Origin of the sequence: Paenibacillus aurantiacus (assembly GCF_042431225.1) — a bacterium.
Lineage (GTDB): Bacteria > Bacillota > Bacilli > Paenibacillales > Paenibacillaceae > Paenibacillus_Z > Paenibacillus_Z aurantiacus.
The window spans coordinates 253,472-269,186 of record NZ_JBHMDO010000048.1 but is presented as its reverse complement, the minus strand read 5'-3'; the positions used below and the strand labels follow the sequence as shown (position 1 = coordinate 269,186).

General features: G+C 54.3%; 16 protein-coding genes, 3 tRNA genes and 1 pseudogene. 18 read left to right on the top strand and 2 right to left on the bottom strand.

Annotated elements, in window-relative coordinates:
* Nucleotides 1–121 precede the first annotated feature (121 nt).
* The 3 genes from ACFFSY_RS32295 to ACFFSY_RS32285 all read left to right on the top strand — a co-directional run bounded on the left by ACFFSY_RS32295 (nucleotide 122) and on the right by ACFFSY_RS32285 (nucleotide 372).
* A tRNA-Thr gene (locus tag ACFFSY_RS32295) sits at nucleotides 122–197 on the top strand.
* Nucleotides 198–207: 10 nt separating this feature from the next.
* Nucleotides 208–294: transfer RNA gene (locus tag ACFFSY_RS32290), tRNA-Leu, on the top strand.
* A gap of 3 nt (nucleotides 295–297) precedes the next feature.
* Nucleotides 298–372: transfer RNA gene (locus ACFFSY_RS32285), tRNA-Gly, on the top strand.
* 104 nt (nucleotides 373–476) lie between these two features.
* Here the strand turns inward: ACFFSY_RS32285 and ACFFSY_RS32280 are convergent.
* Nucleotides 477–1,127 carry a metal-dependent hydrolase gene (locus ACFFSY_RS32280; RefSeq protein ID WP_377502122.1) on the bottom strand — a complete coding sequence of 217 codons (651 nt, stop codon included), beginning with the start codon at nucleotides 1,125–1,127 and terminating at the stop codon, nucleotides 477–479.
* Nucleotides 1,128–1,409: 282 nt separating this feature from the next.
* Between ACFFSY_RS32280 and ACFFSY_RS32275 the strand changes: the two genes are divergently transcribed.
* The 3 genes from ACFFSY_RS32275 (at nucleotide 1,410) to ACFFSY_RS32265 (ending at nucleotide 6,401) form a co-directional block, all read left to right on the top strand.
* Nucleotides 1,410–4,961, top strand: coding sequence for an EAL domain-containing protein (locus ACFFSY_RS32275; RefSeq protein WP_377502119.1), 3,552 nt, complete (start codon nucleotides 1,410–1,412; stop codon nucleotides 4,959–4,961).
* A gap of 119 nt (nucleotides 4,962–5,080) precedes the next feature.
* On the top strand, nucleotides 5,081–5,827 hold the full coding sequence (nfsA, locus tag ACFFSY_RS32270) for an oxygen-insensitive NADPH nitroreductase (protein WP_377502116.1): 747 nt from the start codon (nucleotides 5,081–5,083) through the stop codon (nucleotides 5,825–5,827).
* Between the two features lie 58 nt (nucleotides 5,828–5,885).
* Complete coding sequence (locus ACFFSY_RS32265) at nucleotides 5,886–6,401, top strand: DinB family protein (RefSeq protein WP_377502113.1); 516 nt, start codon at nucleotides 5,886–5,888, stop codon at nucleotides 6,399–6,401.
* A 27-nt stretch (nucleotides 6,402–6,428) separates the two neighbouring features.
* Here the strand turns inward: ACFFSY_RS32265 and brfA are convergent.
* A pseudogene (gene brfA, locus ACFFSY_RS35135) lies at nucleotides 6,429–6,623 on the bottom strand (ribosome rescue factor BrfA); the annotation flags it as partial.
* A 258-nt stretch (nucleotides 6,624–6,881) separates the two neighbouring features.
* On the opposite strand from brfA, the gene ACFFSY_RS32260 reads away from it, so the two are divergent.
* From ACFFSY_RS32260 to ACFFSY_RS32205, 12 genes are all read left to right on the top strand, one after another.
* Complete coding sequence (locus ACFFSY_RS32260) at nucleotides 6,882–7,553, top strand: PspA/IM30 family protein (RefSeq protein ID WP_377502110.1); 672 nt, start codon at nucleotides 6,882–6,884, stop codon at nucleotides 7,551–7,553.
* 127 nt (nucleotides 7,554–7,680) lie between these two features.
* Nucleotides 7,681–8,103, top strand: coding sequence for a DUF350 domain-containing protein (locus ACFFSY_RS32255; RefSeq protein ID WP_377502107.1), 423 nt, complete (start codon nucleotides 7,681–7,683; stop codon nucleotides 8,101–8,103).
* Between the two features lie 22 nt (nucleotides 8,104–8,125).
* A complete protein-coding gene (locus tag ACFFSY_RS32250; RefSeq protein WP_377502104.1) occupies nucleotides 8,126–8,632 on the top strand; it encodes a DUF4178 domain-containing protein in 507 nt (168 codons plus the stop codon).
* 13 nt (nucleotides 8,633–8,645) lie between these two features.
* Nucleotides 8,646–9,395 (top strand): DUF4247 domain-containing protein, encoded by a 750-nt coding sequence (locus ACFFSY_RS32245; RefSeq protein ID WP_377502101.1) that lies wholly within the window; start codon nucleotides 8,646–8,648, stop codon nucleotides 9,393–9,395.
* 172 nt (nucleotides 9,396–9,567) lie between these two features.
* Nucleotides 9,568–10,776, top strand: coding sequence for a lysophospholipid transporter LplT (lplT, locus tag ACFFSY_RS32240; protein WP_377502098.1), 1,209 nt, complete (start codon nucleotides 9,568–9,570; stop codon nucleotides 10,774–10,776).
* Nucleotides 10,773–11,615, top strand: a complete 843-nt coding sequence (locus ACFFSY_RS32235) for a phosphotransferase (protein WP_377502095.1) — start codon at nucleotides 10,773–10,775, stop codon at nucleotides 11,613–11,615. The genes lplT and ACFFSY_RS32235 overlap by 4 nt, the downstream gene beginning before the upstream one ends.
* A gap of 20 nt (nucleotides 11,616–11,635) precedes the next feature.
* The gene (locus tag ACFFSY_RS32230) at nucleotides 11,636–12,112 is read left to right on the top strand and encodes a DUF2569 family protein (RefSeq protein ID WP_377502092.1); all 477 of its coding nucleotides are present in this window, start codon (nucleotides 11,636–11,638) and stop codon (nucleotides 12,110–12,112) included.
* Nucleotides 12,113–12,127: 15 nt separating this feature from the next.
* The gene (locus tag ACFFSY_RS32225) at nucleotides 12,128–12,610 is read left to right on the top strand and encodes a GNAT family N-acetyltransferase (protein ID WP_377502089.1); all 483 of its coding nucleotides are present in this window, start codon (nucleotides 12,128–12,130) and stop codon (nucleotides 12,608–12,610) included.
* Nucleotides 12,607–13,062, top strand: coding sequence for a GNAT family N-acetyltransferase (locus ACFFSY_RS32220; protein ID WP_377502086.1), 456 nt, complete (start codon nucleotides 12,607–12,609; stop codon nucleotides 13,060–13,062). The genes ACFFSY_RS32225 and ACFFSY_RS32220 overlap by 4 nt, the downstream gene beginning before the upstream one ends.
* A gap of 213 nt (nucleotides 13,063–13,275) precedes the next feature.
* The gene (locus tag ACFFSY_RS32215; RefSeq protein ID WP_377502083.1) at nucleotides 13,276–14,133 is read left to right on the top strand and encodes a metallophosphoesterase; all 858 of its coding nucleotides are present in this window, start codon (nucleotides 13,276–13,278) and stop codon (nucleotides 14,131–14,133) included.
* 33 nt (nucleotides 14,134–14,166) lie between these two features.
* On the top strand, nucleotides 14,167–14,628 hold the full coding sequence (locus ACFFSY_RS32210) for an SRPBCC family protein (RefSeq protein ID WP_377502080.1): 462 nt from the start codon (nucleotides 14,167–14,169) through the stop codon (nucleotides 14,626–14,628).
* A gap of 147 nt (nucleotides 14,629–14,775) precedes the next feature.
* Nucleotides 14,776–15,672 carry a helix-turn-helix domain-containing protein gene (locus ACFFSY_RS32205; protein WP_377502077.1) on the top strand — a complete coding sequence of 299 codons (897 nt, stop codon included), beginning with the start codon at nucleotides 14,776–14,778 and terminating at the stop codon, nucleotides 15,670–15,672.
* Nucleotides 15,673–15,715 lie beyond the last annotated feature (43 nt).

Here is a 15,715-nt window from a genome sequence, read left to right as displayed (position 1 = left end):
TGCAGCTGACGAATACTAATCGGTCGAGGGCTTATCCTAAATGTTTAGGTTCGCAAGAGCTTGAACAAACACAGCTAAAGTGTTGAGTTTCGTATCCAGTTTTCAGGGTGTAACCCTGTTTGCCGCTGTAGCTCAATTGGTAGAGCAACTGACTTGTAATCAGTAGGTTGGGGGTTCAAGTCCTCTCGGCGGCACCAGTATGCATAGGCGGTCATGGCGGAATTGGCAGACGCGCTAGATTCAGGTTCTAGTGTCAGCAATGACGTGGAGGTTCAAGTCCTCTTGACCGCACCATCTGCGGAAGTGGCTCAGCGGTAGAGCATCGCCTTGCCAAGGCGAGGGTCGCGGGTTCGATTCCCGTCTTCCGCTCCATATGTACATGATTCCGAGACAATTTGTCTCGGTTATTTGTTTATATCAAATGTCTAACTCATAGGCCGCCACGATAATGTCGTGGCGGCCTTTCCATGGACGAATTATTTGAATAAGCGAAGTTTCAGACTCTTGTTCAATAGCGGATAGAACCATTTGACCCCACTTGGGGTCAGCGTATCCGCGACGAGATGAGAGAGATACCCGTAGACGGCAACAAGCCCGGCATTCTCGATCTTATAACACTGCTCGAATTCCAAGCCGATCCATCCCCAGGCGGCGACAGCCCAGAGGGTATGCGTCATGCCGCGATGGTTCAGCCAGGGCGCAATTCCGATGAATACACCGAGGCCGATGAGCCAGGTAGTCCCGCTTGGCCAACCATAGAAGAGCAGGCCAGCGCCGATGAGACTGACCAGCAAATCGCGCAAAAATCCGGATTGCGTCAAGAGACCCAAAATCAAGGTTAACCCGGAGGCGATCCAAGCTGTGGTATTGGACCATTCGGCGCCGAAGTACAAAGCGGCGCAGGCGATGAGACCGGCCGCGCCGCCCCAGACGAACAATCCCCGTAGCAGCCGGGATAGCTTGCCGATCTTGCTGCTGAGCATGCTGGTACCGTCTAAATCCGCACTTAGCGAAGAGAAGGCGGCAACGGCAGTGTAAATGGCTGCGGTCTGCAGCGAATCGGCGTAAAGTGCGCTGCAGACTGCGCCAATACCGATTCCGATCGTAAGATGAGTTCTTCCTTTCATGAAACCTCCACTGTAATGCGAATGTATGTTTGCCTATTATAGCGATTTTACTCTCAAATAACAATATTTTGTCGATAATCTTTGCGATTGCGAGAACGGTAACATTTAACGATAGAATCCAAGGGACGAAAGCTAATCATTTGCATGATTATAACCGATCTTTTTATTACACGAGTTATCGCGTATGAAGAAGAAAAACCTTAAGCATGGAAGCTTAGGGAGCCTAGGCGCCGAAGGATTCGGATGGCCGAAGCTTGGCTGCTTTCTCACGGAGGAGACAACATGAAACGACTCAATACTACGAATCTTTTCTCCGACATTCTAGCATTCGTCTTGCTGACGGTCATCGCGTTAATCATACTGGACGTCACGCTTCGATGGAAGATTTCGCTGTGGCCGGGGATGAACCAAACGCCTGTTTTATTGACCATAGCGACGATGAGCGCGATCGGACTGGCTGTCTATATCATTTGGCGCGTCAATCGGGTAACACGGGATAGCGCCATCCACAGGGCGCTGCTCGAGCATATGCAGGAGAGCGTGCTCGCGGTTAATGCGAAAGGGAAAGTTGTATACAGCAACAAACAGATGCAACGCGTTTTCCCTGAAGTAAGACGCGTATCGCGTAATCAATGGCTGGATTATTTCGGTCTCTACCACGTAGATGGCCATCCGCTGCCGCTGCAAGACTATCCCAGTTATCGGGCGCTGCGAGGCGAAATCATGGATAGCGAGCATTTATTATTTAAGGATGCGAAGCATAACGAATTGTACTTGAGCTGCAGTGCCAACCCGATATATGGCATTGACAAGCGCATTATCGGCGCGATCATCTGTTATCAGGACATTACGGACCGAAAGAAAGCCGAACTACAGCAAGAGAGAGCCGTTCGGTTGTATCGGTCGATCTCGGACAATCTGCATGATTTGCTTGCGGTGGCTGACGCAAGAGGCGTTATCGACTTCGCTTCTCGCTCGTATCAGACGCTGCTGGGGCGCGATCCGCAGCTGTTGAAAGGCATGCATGTGCTGGATACGGCCCCGGAAGAACATCGGGAACGGCTGAGACCGTTCTTCTTGAAACTGACTCAAAATAAAGAGCTTGTCGTGTTCCAGCATGAAATTAAAGACAGCAGCGGTACACCGCGCTACTTCCATGTGCATGCTTCGCCGATCTGTAACGCGCAAGGCGAACTGGAACGCATTCTAATCGTATCGCGCGAATTCTCGGAAGAGAAGACATTCAACGACGAGCTGCTGAAGAAAGAACGGGATCTGGAACGCGCGCAGCAAATTGCGGAGACCGGCAACTGGGAGCTGGATCTGCGGACGGGAATTGCGTATTGCTCCAAGGAAGTGCACCGAATATTCGATATGCCGCTCGAGGAGCAGGTCACCTTCGAATCGTTCTGCCGGCTGGTGCACGCAGACGACCTGAAGCGTCTGTTGACATACATCGCGAAGGTGAAGTCGAGCGGGGAATTATTCGAGATCGACATTAGGATCATCACTTTGGCAGGCGAACTGAAATACGTCCATTTCCAAGGGGAGTTCGTCAACAATGCCGTGGGCGAAATCGAGCAGTGCATCGGCATCGTCCGTAATGTGACGGCGCTGAAGTTATCGGAACTTGAGCTGGATCAGACACGTTTTCGCCTCGAGCAGGTGTTGAACCATCTGGATATCGTCATTTGGTCGCGCGAATATAAGTCGAAGCAGTGGCTCTATTTAAGCCCTGGCGTCGAAAAGCTGTTCGGTATCACGGTGAACGAACAGGTGGAAGGGCAAGATTTGTTTTTCGACCTTGTCTATCCGCCGGATATTCCGATTATTCACAATGCCTTCGCCAATGCCGCCAATTTCAAGCAAGGTGCAACATACGAATTCCGCATTTTTCATCAACGCACGGGCCAGGTCCGTTGGATACAAAGTAGTTCGACGCCGGTCTTCGGGGAGGACGGCGACATTATCTCGCTCTATGGCATCTCGGTAGACGTGACTGACCGCAAGCGAGCCGAAGCGATGCGCAAGACGCAATACGAAGTGTTGAAAGAACTTGTGTGGGGCAAGCCGTTAAACGAGGTGCTCGAGACGCTTGCGCAGCGTGCCTATGAGGACATGTCGGCAAGTGCGGTCTCGATTGCACTGTTGGACCGCGACGAGAACGGAACAGATAGAATGGTGCATATTCATAGCTACGGGACCAAGTCGCTTGCCGGCCGAAATCCGGAATGGTCGGAGGGGCTTTATGCGATCGCGAGGCAGGAACGCAGATCGGTCTGGATTGAAGATTTGGAGCGCGATCCGAGGCCGGAAGTAAGACTGCTGCAAGCGGCATACGCCAATACGAATATTCGAGCCTACTGGATCAATCCGGTCTTATCGGGGAAGGACGACAAAATGCTGGGCTTCTTCACGGTTCTGTTCGATCAACCGGGCAAGCCGAAGCCGTTCGAGACGGAGCTGCTGGAAGGCTTCAAGCAGTTAATCGCGCTTGCGATCGAGCAGACGCAGTCGAAAGAAGAAATTCAAACGCTGGCTTTCTTCGATCCGCTCACGGGCCTCGGCAACCGCAGACAGCTGATGAACGAGTTGAACCGGAATATCGATATGTACAACCGGGAAGGCGGTCGCTTTGGGTTGCTTTACATCGATCTCGATCAATTTAAGTTCATCAATGATTCGTTGGGTCACGATGCGGGGGACGAAATACTGATCCAAATCGGTAAGCGATTAAAGCGGGTCGGTACAGAGCTTGTGCTCTCCCGCCTTGGCGGCGACGAGTTTGCGCTGCTTGTCCCGGGCTCGGACGACGACAAGCATTATTACCGGATGGCGCGAACGGTGATGAATGTCATCAATGAGCCTTTCGATGTACTAGGTCACGAATTCCGATTGACAGGCAGCATCGGGATCAGCATATTCCCCGATCACGGGACGGATGCGAACGTCCTGCTCAAGCACGCCGACAATGCCATGTATCAGGCAAAGGCCGCCGGTCGGAACCAATATTTCGGCTTCGACGCGAAGCTCGATGCCAAGGCATACCAGCGATTCATCCTCATGAGCGAGCTGGACAAGGCGCTTTCACGGCAGGAGTTCATTTTGTTCTACCAACCACGAGTCGAGCTGGAGACGAATACGGTGAAAGGCGTAGAAGCGCTCATCCGATGGAAGCATCCACAGCATGGGTATATATCGCCAGGAGAATTCATTCCGCTCGCGGAGGAGACGGGCTTTATCGCGACGCTAGGCGAATGGGTGCTCTGGGAAGCATGCCGGCAGTCGAAAGCGTGGCTGGACGAGGGCATCTGCAGGCTGCGGGTCGCGGTTAACGTGGCCGCCCAGCAATTCTGGGACCCGGGCTTCGTGGCGATGGTGCGGCGGACGCTTCAGGAGACGGGACTGGATCCTCAATTGCTGGAGCTTGAAATTACGGAGAGCGCGTTAATGTCCGATCAGTTCCGGATGATGAATGTCCTTAGCGAACTGCAGGAGCTGGGCGTCTATGTGTCTATTGACGACTTCGGGACAGGCTATTCGTCGCTGAGCTACCTGAAGCGGTTTAAAGTCAATACGCTGAAGATCGATCGGTCATTTATTCAAGATTTGCCGGAAAACACCGAAGATGCCGCAATCACGACGACGATCATTTCGCTTGCCCGCAACCTGGGGCTTCAAGTGACCGCAGAAGGGGCCGAGCGGGCCGATCAGGTCGAATTCCTGAGGCAAAGGGGATGCGACAGCATCCAGGGCTTCTTCTACGGCAGGCCAATGCCGCCGGAGGAGCTGGTCAACTACGTGCAATCGCATACCGATCACCAGGAAGCTTGACTTCTCGTTAATCGATGCATTACGATAAAACTAATCATTTCATGTACGTCAAAAGGGGGGCATTCATCCGGGATCCGGGCGAATGCCTTTTTGCATCGACGTCTAAGGAGGCCAATACAATGAACTCGCAATTGATGATCGACGCCCTGAAAGGACACCGTTCCATTCGGAAGTTCAAGGAAGACCCAATACAGGAAGGGCATATCCGAGCGATTATCGAAGCCGCACAGTCGGCCTCAACATCTTCCAATATCCAAGCCTATACCGTAATCGGCGTCAAGGATCCCGCGCGCAAACAAGCGCTTTCGGTCATGTCGGGAAACCAGCGGTACGTCGCGGAATGTCCGCTCATGCTGGTATGGTGCGCCGATCTGCACCGTCTAGAGCTCGTTATGCACATGCACGACGGCCAGCTCCATCAAAATACCGAAACGCTGCTGCTTGGTACGGTGGATGCCGCGCTAGCCGCCCAGAATGCCGCTATCGCGGCGGAGGCGCTCGGCTACGGCATCGTCTATATTGGTGGTATCCGGAACAATCCTGATGAGGTCGCCGAGCTGCTTCGCCTACCGGGGAACGTCTATCCCGTTTTCGGCATGTGCGTTGGCAAGCCGGATCAAGCGCCTGAATTGCGCCCTCGTCTGCCGCTGCACGCCGTCTACCATGAGGAGACATATGCGGAAGACGAGACTCTTCTGGATGCAATCAAGACATATGACGATACGCTGCAGGCCTACTATGCCAACCGAAGCGGGGGAGGCCGTGTATCGAATTGGTCTGCCGAGACGGCGTCGCGCATGCAAGCAGACAAGCTTCGCCCGCATATGAAGCAACACTTGAACCGGCAAGGATTCCGGTTGGAATAACTTGGCGGTAAGCCAAGGCTATGTTACAATCGTTTCAAATTCGGGGGAGGGAACCAGTATGCTTACACGTCCGCAGAGCAACGAATACAGTCAACATCCAGGCCAATATATCGAGTTGGTGCCGGAGGGGGATCTGCTCGGCATCTTGGAGACGAGTGAGACGATAATGTCCGCATTTCTGGAGCAGCTTTCCGAAAGTCAAGGGGAGTATCGTTACGCGCCGGGCAAGTGGAGCTTGAAAGAGGTTATCGGTCACATTACCGACAATGAACGAATTATGAGTTACCGGTTGCTGCGCATTGCGCGCGGCGATCAAACGCCGCTTGCAGGCTATGACCAGGATTTGTTCATGCAGTCGGCGCCGTTCGACGGCTGGAGTCTTGCGCAAGTTGCTGAAGACTACAGAAGCGTCCGCAGCGCGACTTACACGCTGCTTCGCGGCCTAAGGGAAGCGGATTGGCTGCGCATCGGACAAGCGAACGAAACCGAAATCAGCGCGCGGGCGATCGCCTACGTGATAGCTGGACATGAACTGCATCATTTGAACATTATCCGCGAGCGATACTTGCCGTAAGCGTAAGCGCGTCGATACAACAAAAATGGAATCCTCGCGTCCATCGCAGGGATTCCATTTTTTTCTGTACTTATTCGATTGCTTGCGCAGCTTCTCTTGCTTCGTCGGGGTTTGACGGGTGACGGGGGATAGGCCGTTCCAATCTACGCGCAGCAGGGCGGGGTCCATTTTGCCGCTGCGGATGAGCTGGAGACGTTTTTTCTTGGATGGGCTGTTAGCCATGAGTTGCTTCCTCCTCGGATAATTGGATGTACTGGATACCCGCTTATTGTAGCACGACGCATTGGGGAGAGGCTACAGGTACACACATCGCTAACAATACCATCGCTGCCTCGCTTTTGTTTTTCTTTTATGTGGGGCACTTGCAGTGTTCTTTGTGTTAGGGTAGATTTGAAACAGCGGGTGAAACGGATGGCGACGATTTACGTAGAATATAAACAACGTCACTGATTTTCAGAACATTTCCGGGAGGAACGAGCAATGTCTATTTTTAAACGTTTGCGCGATTTAACGCTGTCCAATGTGTACGCTATGATCGAGAAGGCCGAAGATCCGGTTAAACTGACGGACCAATATATTCGCGATATGCAGCAAGATCTGGAAGACGCAGAGAAGGCGGTTGCAGCACAAATCGCGATCGAGAAGAAATTCAAGGCGCTATTCGAAGAACAAGACGCGCTCGTGAAGAAGCGCGAGGAGCAGGCGCATACCGCCGTGCAAATGCAAAATATCGATTTGGCCCGGCGTGCGCTGGAAGAGAAGAAAGCGGCCGAGCAGAAGGCAGCCGAGTATAAAACCAGCTATGAACAGAACAAAGCTTCAGCCGATAATTTGAGAGCGAAGCTTGACGAAATGCGTAAACAGCTGACCGAATTGAAAAATAAACGCGAGACGCTAGTGGCCCGTTATAATGCGGCCAAAGCGCAGAACGAGATTAACAAATCCATGGCGGGCTTTAACAGCGATACCGCCGCGGCCGGCATGAAACGAATGGAAGAGAAGATGCTTCAAATGGAAGCGCGCGCCGAAGCCAGCAACGAAATGGCAGGCAATGGCAAGTCGTTGGACGACGAGTTCGCGGCGCTTGGCAAGAACAAAGCGGTAGAAGACGAGCTTGCCGCGCTCATGAAGAAATATGAGAACAACCAGTAATATTCAGTACCGCCTGTTCAGCGGTCTGTAGAATCGAACGTTCGGGCCCATGTGCCTGCGGAGATATCCCGTGGGCAATGGCCCGTCGTTTTTTTCTTATCGATATACATAGTTGGCAGATGAAAGAATGAGAGGAGAATTCGTTGTGACGCTCCAGGAAATTTCGGGTATGCTGGTATGGACTGTCGCGGGGGGCGTGCTGCTCGTCCTGCTAATGATGGTGGATTCATGGTTTACACGCTATAAAGATTTGGAAGAGATTCGGCGCGGAAACACGGCAGTGGCGACACGCTTCGTCATGAAACTGCTGTCGCAAGCGTATATTTTGTCCCAGTCGATCGTGACTTCGAACGCGCTTGGCGAGGCGCTGCTTGTCTCCGTCGTCTCTTTCGTCATTCTCCTGGCGCTCGAGAGTCTTTTGCGGATCGGCCTGCGGGCACTGGCACGCATGGATCTCGACCAGGGGACACAGGACGGCAAAGTGGCGCATGCGCTGCTGGCGGGGTCTCTACACATTGCGGGTGCGTTGATCATCGGCGCGTTGTTGTAACGGGAGCGGGAGGAGAGTTTGAATGAGTATATTTAAAAGGTTGAAGAACATCATGGCCAAGCCGGAGCCGCCGAAGGCGGAACGAAGCATATTAACGATCGGTCCCGGCGACGTATGCGAAGTTTCGCTCGTGACCTACCAAGTAACCGGCCGCACGCAGAATCGTCAGCGGAATCAAGTCGTATTGACCCTGCAGGATGGTTCTGCCATTCGTTACTTGACGATCGAGGAGCGGGAACGTACCGAATACGCCTTATACACGCCGATCGACGGCAGGCTCGATTCGGTGGAGGAAGTGCCGACGACGCTTGAACTGGACGGCACCGAGTATCATCTGGAGGAGCAGTTCTCGGGATTTATCACAGCCGTTGGCCGGACGCCATTCGTGCAAGGCGGCGAACAGTATGTATGGCAGTTTCAATCCGACAATATGAAGCTGCTTCGCGTGGAATGGCAAGACGGCCGGTTCATGCTGTACGAAGGCGAGGATGTGATTCCCGCAGACGTGCGCGTGCTAAGAGGCAGTTAGGAGGCGGCAGAACGTGCGGCAGAAGTGGTCGTTTTTACTAAAAATCGTACTTGCACTAAGTCTGATCGTGCCTCTGCTCGCGGCGTGCGGGGGGATTAACGAAACCATCCAGGAGTCGTACCCGCTTGAATCTGTAAACGGCAGCGGCGCCTCTACTTCTTATGTGTATCGCGCGGCTGATACGACCGTGCAGGAGGTGGCCCAGGAACTAGCCGCCAAGCAGACGCCGCAGCAGCAATCGCCAGCGGCCTCGGACCGGATGTTCCTTGTCTACGCCGACCGAATCGTGCAAATCCAGCAGGATGCGGCGCAGCCGTCGGATGTGCTTATCGAGGTCAGCACCAAGGCATATGTGCGCAACAATTACAGCATGAGCTTCTTGCAGGGGTATCTGCTCGCAAGCCTGCTCGACGATTTGTTCGATTATGGCCGGTATAAGGGCGGGAGTTACCGGGGGTACACGCAGCGGGACATCTACAAACCCAGCACGGGAAGTTATCGCGCACCTACGGTTCAGGAGAAGAAAGCCGTCCCGCCGCTTACGGTGGAGAAGAAGGGTTCCATCTTCAGACGAACCAAGGATGCTGACGGTTCCTCTAAGCCTGGCAGCAGCGGAAACGTATTCGAGAAGGAACCGTCTAAGTCCGGCAGCATTACCAGGAATGGCTCAGGCAGCCAGAAATCCAGCGAATGGTTTACGCCAAGGAAATCGAAGGCGCCCAAGACCAAATCCGGATTCGGCAGAGTCAAACGGCGACGATAGCAAGATCAAATGCAATATTGTGTGGCAAGTCGGCCAGCAGCCATCCGTGTTCAACGGAGCGGCTGCTTTTTTTGTTGCGGTACACACGAGGAAAGGGGCTTCCAGTTGGCGTCAGTTTCGGTATATGATAAGAGGATGGGAACAATCAAGTCGCGAAAGGACGAGCAGGGGTATGGCTTCAAGACAACGTACATGGTTATCGCCGCTGAATGCGGTCGTGCTAACTCAGTTTTTGAGCGCGTTCGCCGATAATCTGAATTTTTTCCTTATTGTAGGCATGGTGAAGCGTCAGGGGGTGGAGAACCCGGATACGACGGTCGCCTATATTCAGATTGCTTTCCTATGCGCGTATGTGCTGCTGGCGCCGATCGTCGGCGCGTTCGCCGACAAGAAAGCGAAGTCGCACGTGCTGCTGATCGGCAATTTGCTGAAAGCGGCCGGTATCGCGCTGCTATTGTTCGGCTTGCCGCCTGCACTGTGCTATCTGTTCGTCGGGATCGGCGCGGTCGTGTATTCGCCGGCGAAATACGGAATATTGACCGAGTTGACCAATTCGGAGGACGAGCTGCTGCGTGCGAACGCGAAAGTCGAAGGATCGACGATACTCGCCATTCTGCTTGGCACCGTAGCGGGCGGTTTTCTGGCGCAAAATTCGGATCTGCCGGCGATTCTAGTCTGTTTGGCCCTCTTCTTGATCTCGCTGGCTATGACGCTGCTGATCCCCGCGCGCGGTGGCGATCCCTCAATCCGCTACGGCACGGAAGCCATGCAGTTCCTGCGGGATGCCGGCACATTGTTCCGCAATCCGCGCAGCCGGTTCTCGCTCATTGGCACAGGATCGTTCTGGCTGACCGCAGCGGTGCTGCGCATCGCGCTGATCGCTTGGCTGCCGGTGAATTTGGGGATTACCGATACCGACCAACAATCGATGATGATTGGCACCACGGCAATCGGCGTCGTCGTGAGCGCCTTTGTTACGCCGCGTTGGGTGCCAGCGGGTATGCTGCATCGGGCGTTCTATTTCGGTCTCCTGATGGTGGCCATGGTCATGTCGGCGGCATTCACACACACGCTGTGGCTGACGATCCTGCTGCTCTTCTTGATCGGACTATTCGGCGGCATCTTCGTGATACCGCTTAATACGATGCTGCAGGAAGAAGGCAAGAGCTTGATCGGCGCGGGCAAAACGATCGCGGTGCAGAATTTCTCCGAGAACGTGCTGACCGTATCGGGACTTACGATTTACTTGACGCTCAGCGAGATGGGGGTATCGGTGAACGGTTCGGTCATCGGAACGGGCGTTGTGCTGCTGCTGTTCATCCTATTCTTATCGACGCAGATGGGCAAAATCCGCACGACGAGGAAGGTGGCTAACCGATGAATTTGACGGTAGTCGCAGCTGAACTGTTCGCGGCAGGCGTTCTCCCTCCGGGCGAGCTGGTCATCACCAAGTTCAGTGGGGGGACCAACAGCTCCGTATACGCGCTGCAATGCGGCGATCACGAACCGCTCGTGCTGAAATTCAATGAACCGAAGACCATCATGGCCGAAGCAGCCTACTTACGGCATTATCCGGATATCCCGCTGCTGCCGGACCTCTATTTTACGGATCCGCATGGCCGATATTTGGTCTATAACTATATCTCTGGCAGCTCCGCATACGTCCAAGGGAGCAAACAGGAGATGCTGGCCGCGCTCGCGCTCGGCGTGATCGCGAAATATCGACCGGAGCCATGGCCGCAGGGCAGATTCGCGACCTGGCAGGATTACTTGATCGCGGAGATCGAAGATACGCGCAAGCGTTCGGGGACGTTGTTCACGGCAGCCGAACATCGGATGATTGCGACGATGGCGGAGAAGAAGGAGCGGGTAAGCGATCCGTTCTGCTTGCTGCACGGCGATTCCGGCGTCCACAACTTCATCTTTGACGGCGGCGAGCTCGTCGGTGTCATCGACCCGATCCCGTTAGTCGGCCAGCCGATCTATGAGCTTGCCTTCGCCTTCTGCTCCTCGCCGGACGACCTGGAGCCAGACGTGATCGCCAGCATTGTCAGACAGAAAGACTGGCCATTCACGCGGAATTTGAATGCTGTGTACGAGGATGTGCTCATCGCGCTGTACAACCGGATCGTCACGTGTACGGTCCATCATCCGCGGGACTTAAGCGCGTATATCGAAGCATGGAAGGAATGGAAGCTGTTCGTGAACTCCAAGTCATAAAGGCGAAGGAGGCGATAGCCATGGCTGGATCTGGATTAGGGTCGCATGCCCGCTTGACCGGTTGGCTGATTCCGCTGCAAATTTTGCTGTGGTGGATGCTGATCGGAACGCTCCTCTACGTAGGCGGAACGGTGATGAGGCTCATGCCTGGAGGAACGTACGCGTCTCGAATGTATTCGGGTGATGCCTATGCGGCGTGGCGCTTCATGATTCAGTTCGATCTGGCAGCGAATTCACTGCTCATCGTGTCGATCGCCATTCTGCTCGTGCAGCTGTATAAGCGGAAGAGGCGATTTCGCGCTGGGGCAGTCGTTTTGCTAATCGCGATATTCGCTGTGTCGCTGGTTGCGTTAGGCATCGCATATGATGCCGGGGAACTGCACGGCACAACCGCAGCGCAGCTGCTGTTCAAAGTCATCCAGAACGGTTTGCTCGCAGTGGCCGGCACGTTATACATCGTCCGGTCCAAGCGGGTCAAACGGACATTCGTGTTGTAGAGAAGGAGAATCCCCATGTTCACACTCGTTCGCTCCGGATTGGAGCTGCTCGCCGAAGAACGCGGCATCATGAATTCCGACCCGTATTTCAATCGGGTCTCGAAAGACAAAGATCAGCTTTCCGACCTCGAAATCGAGGAAGAGATCCAGCAGGCGGCCGAGATCGGAGCGGAGCGTTATCTGGTCCGAGATGCGATCGGGGCATTCGTCGGCATTCTTGATTTTCTGATGCGCAACCCGCGAGACGGATATCCCTGGCTGGGCCTGCTGCTCGTGCGGAAAGACGCTCAGGGACGTGGGTTGGGGAAGACGCTGCTTGCCCACTACGAGGAGCTGATGATAGAACGCGGCGTACACGCCTATCGATTGGGCGCAATTGTGGAGAACGAGCCAGCTCACCAGTTTTGGAGTAAGCAAGGGTGCATAGAAGTCGGTCCCGCCCAGCTGCCGGATGGCAAAGCCATCGTCGTCTACGAGAAAAGGTTGGATCGCCCATGAACCTTCGCTGTCGAATGGTAGATGCACGGCATCCGGATTTGAACGTATTGATTGGCAAATTGGATGCAGACCTTTTGTCCCGGTATGAAGCTTCCGCGATTCATGGACTCGATTTCTCCGATCCGCTGATCGACCGCATCGCGTTTGCGGTCATCTATGTGGAAGATCGACTGGCGGGCTGTGGGGCTCTCCGACCGCTGAGCGCGGGGGTCGCGGAGCTGAAGCGGTTCTTCGTCGACGCGCCTTATCGCAGGCAGGGCGTAGCCAGTGCGTTGCTTGGTTGTCTCGAGACAGTTGCCATCGACAGAGAATGCCGAGCGATTCGTCTGCAGACGGGCGTTAGACAGCCAGAGGCGATCGCCTTCTACGCGAAGCATGGATATGCGCGCATCGATAACTTTGGTCCGTATGCCGACGATCCGTTAAGCATATGCATGGAGAAAATGCTGTAGCGCCCGTTCGCCCGGATGGATCTGAGATGCGAAGATACCGGAACGATAGCAATTGTCGTCAGCCCGACGAGATTGCGCTGCTGCTCGTCGGCCGCGCAATTCCATCGGGCTTTTGTGCAGGCGGAAACCAAAATGAGGGCTGCATCGTCTAGAAGAGAAACATAACCATAGGGAGAACGGCTAAGCCGGATGGGGAAACGGAGAGAGAGAGACATGGCTGGACGCCGAAAGTTGACGCGCAGGCAATTCATGAAATGGATCGCAGGGATCGGACTATTCAGCGCGGTCGGTACGCCTTTATATAGCTTTGGCCTCGAGCGCAATTGGCTGGAAGTCACGAGTGTGCCTCTTCGTCTCGAAGGGACGGGTGACGCAAGTCTGCTGCAAGGGCTACGACTCGTCCATTTTAGCGATACGCACTATGGTTTCTATTGGGGTCGGGAGCAATTCGATCAATTGGCACAGCGGATTAACAGACTAAAGCCCGATTTGATATGCTTCACCGGAGATTTGGTCGATAGCGTGCCGGAAGATCTGATGAGCTGCTTGCCCATCTTTCAATCGCTGGACGCGCCGTATGGCAAGTTTGCCATCCTCGGAAATCACGATTCGCGAAATGAAGTAAATCAGGTTGTGGATTTCTGGGCGAAGAGCGGCTTCAAGCTGCTTATTAACGAGAGCGTAGTCATCGAGCGTGAAGGCCGGCGGTTCTTCGTAGCAGGGACGGACGACTACTTGAATGGCAGTCCTGATTTGCCGTTGACGCTGAGCAACACGAGGGAAGACGATACAGTCATCATGCTTATTCACGAGCCGGATATCGCGGACGTCTGCGCCATATCTTACCCACAAGTGAAGCTGCAGCTATCCGGGCATAGCCATGGTGGACAAATCCGGCTGCCGTTCATAAGCGCGCTCGCGACGCCGCCAGCCGGAAAGAAGTATGTGTCCGGCTTGTATCGGCTCGGCGATCGCAAGATGCCGCTGTATACAACGAGAGGCATCGGCACGACGGGGTTGCCGATCCGGCTCTTCTGCCGGCCCGAGCTAACTGTGATTGATTTTGTTTGATCTGAGAATACATTTGTCGAAGGAGGAGTAACCGTGCCTGTCATTCGCATGCAGCTGCATATCCACGCACCGCTTGAGATGTGCTTCGACGCTGCGAGGAGTATCGACTTGCATATGGTCTCCGCTTCGCAGACTCGCGAACGGGCGGTAGCAGGCAGGACGACCGGCTTGATCGAGCTCGGTGAATCGGTCACGTGGGAAGCGGTCCATTTCGGCATCACGCAGCGGCTGACCGCAGTAATTACCGAATTCGAGCGCCCCTACCGCTTCGTGGACGAGATGGAGAACGGGGCATTTAAGCGATTTTGGCACGAGCATCGATTCATACCGGACGATAACGGAACTTTGATGGTAGACACGTTCGATTATGAGTCCCCTCTGGGAATGCTGGGCAAGCTGGCCGATCATCTATTCTTGAAACGTTATATGGCACGATTTCTATTGAAACGGAATATTTGCATCCAGGAAGAGGCCCAGCGGCAGGCGTCGGTATAGCGGAAGGAGCAGTTGCGTTCCTCCCAGCGTTACTTTCCTAGTATCCGGTCAAAAATTAGGGTTTCGCGCCAGGCGGTTGTTTGTTAAAATAAACGGGCGCTTGTCGCAAAACGTTAAAGGTGTACATCATTACTGGAGGTCAACCGCTTGTCGTCCGAACCGCTGCTTACGTTTTTGTCACCGCCGCTACCTTATTTTATCGAATCTAACCGAAGCCGCGTCGGTCCCGGCTGGGAGCATCCGAACCGCTGCAATCTAGGGGTATTCGATCTGCTGTTCGTACATAGCGGCACGCTGCACGTGGGGGAAGAAGACCGCGTCTGGACGCTTAAACCGGGACAAATGCTCATTCTTCGTCCAGATCGTTGGCATTATTCGACCGGACCTTGCTTGGAAGAAACGGTATTCGACTGGGTTCATTTTCAAACCGCTGGCCAATGGGAAGAAGTCGAGGACGGAGAGGCGGGCACGCTGCGGGGGGATTACTACTCCTATGCCATTCGGCTGCCCAAATCGATGACGCTTGCCTATCCGGATGAGGCGGTCTCGTTGTTCGGCAAACTGCATGAGGCCGCGATGGGAACGAGTCACGCCGCGTTCTGGCAGCGGCAGCAGTGGTTTTTGCATCTGCTGCAGTTGTTCGACGAAGGATGGCGCAACGACGCCGCCAAAGCCCCGATAACGGTGGCGGAAGAGGCGGCAGCCTATCTGAAGCTGAATTACCGCGATGCCGTGACGAACCGCAAACTCGGCGACGTGCTGGGGCTGCACCCGAATTATATCGCCAGATGCATGAACGAAGTGTTCGCCTGTACGCCGCAGCAGTATTTGGTTGCCTATCGATTGGATCAGGCCAAACTGCTGCTGCTGAAGACCAACTGGCCGATTGCCAGAATCGCGGAAGAGACCGGTTTCAAACAGACGCCGCATTTTTCGCGATCCTTCGCCGATCACGTAGGCGTGACTCCACTGTCTTACCGGAAGAAGTATACGGGAAGCTCACTGTCCAAAGAGATGCTCCGCCAACGAGCGGATGCCGATTAGCACCCACTCCTTGCACAACGAAGACCAAAAAGCTGCTCCGTCG

Coding starts and splice junctions, on each gene's coding strand:
- lplT (WP_377502098.1), top strand. CDS start 9,568: ATGGCTTCAAGACAACGTACATGGTTATCGCCGCTGAATGCGGTCGTG.
- ACFFSY_RS32275 (WP_377502119.1), top strand. CDS start 1,410: ATGAAACGACTCAATACTACGAATCTTTTCTCCGACATTCTAGCATTC.
- nfsA (WP_377502116.1), top strand. CDS start 5,081: ATGAACTCGCAATTGATGATCGACGCCCTGAAAGGACACCGTTCCATT.
- ACFFSY_RS32260 (WP_377502110.1), top strand. CDS start 6,882: ATGTCTATTTTTAAACGTTTGCGCGATTTAACGCTGTCCAATGTGTAC.
- ACFFSY_RS32230 (WP_377502092.1), top strand. CDS start 11,636: ATGGCTGGATCTGGATTAGGGTCGCATGCCCGCTTGACCGGTTGGCTG.
- ACFFSY_RS32235 (WP_377502095.1), top strand. CDS start 10,773: ATGAATTTGACGGTAGTCGCAGCTGAACTGTTCGCGGCAGGCGTTCTC.
- ACFFSY_RS32280 (WP_377502122.1), bottom strand. CDS start 1,127: ATGAAAGGAAGAACTCATCTTACGATCGGAATCGGTATTGGCGCAGTC.
- ACFFSY_RS32255 (WP_377502107.1), top strand. CDS start 7,681: ATGAGAGGAGAATTCGTTGTGACGCTCCAGGAAATTTCGGGTATGCTG.
- ACFFSY_RS32265 (WP_377502113.1), top strand. CDS start 5,886: ATGCTTACACGTCCGCAGAGCAACGAATACAGTCAACATCCAGGCCAA.
- ACFFSY_RS32250 (WP_377502104.1), top strand. CDS start 8,126: ATGAGTATATTTAAAAGGTTGAAGAACATCATGGCCAAGCCGGAGCCG.
- ACFFSY_RS32225 (WP_377502089.1), top strand. CDS start 12,128: ATGTTCACACTCGTTCGCTCCGGATTGGAGCTGCTCGCCGAAGAACGC.
- ACFFSY_RS32220 (WP_377502086.1), top strand. CDS start 12,607: ATGAACCTTCGCTGTCGAATGGTAGATGCACGGCATCCGGATTTGAAC.
- ACFFSY_RS32215 (WP_377502083.1), top strand. CDS start 13,276: ATGGCTGGACGCCGAAAGTTGACGCGCAGGCAATTCATGAAATGGATC.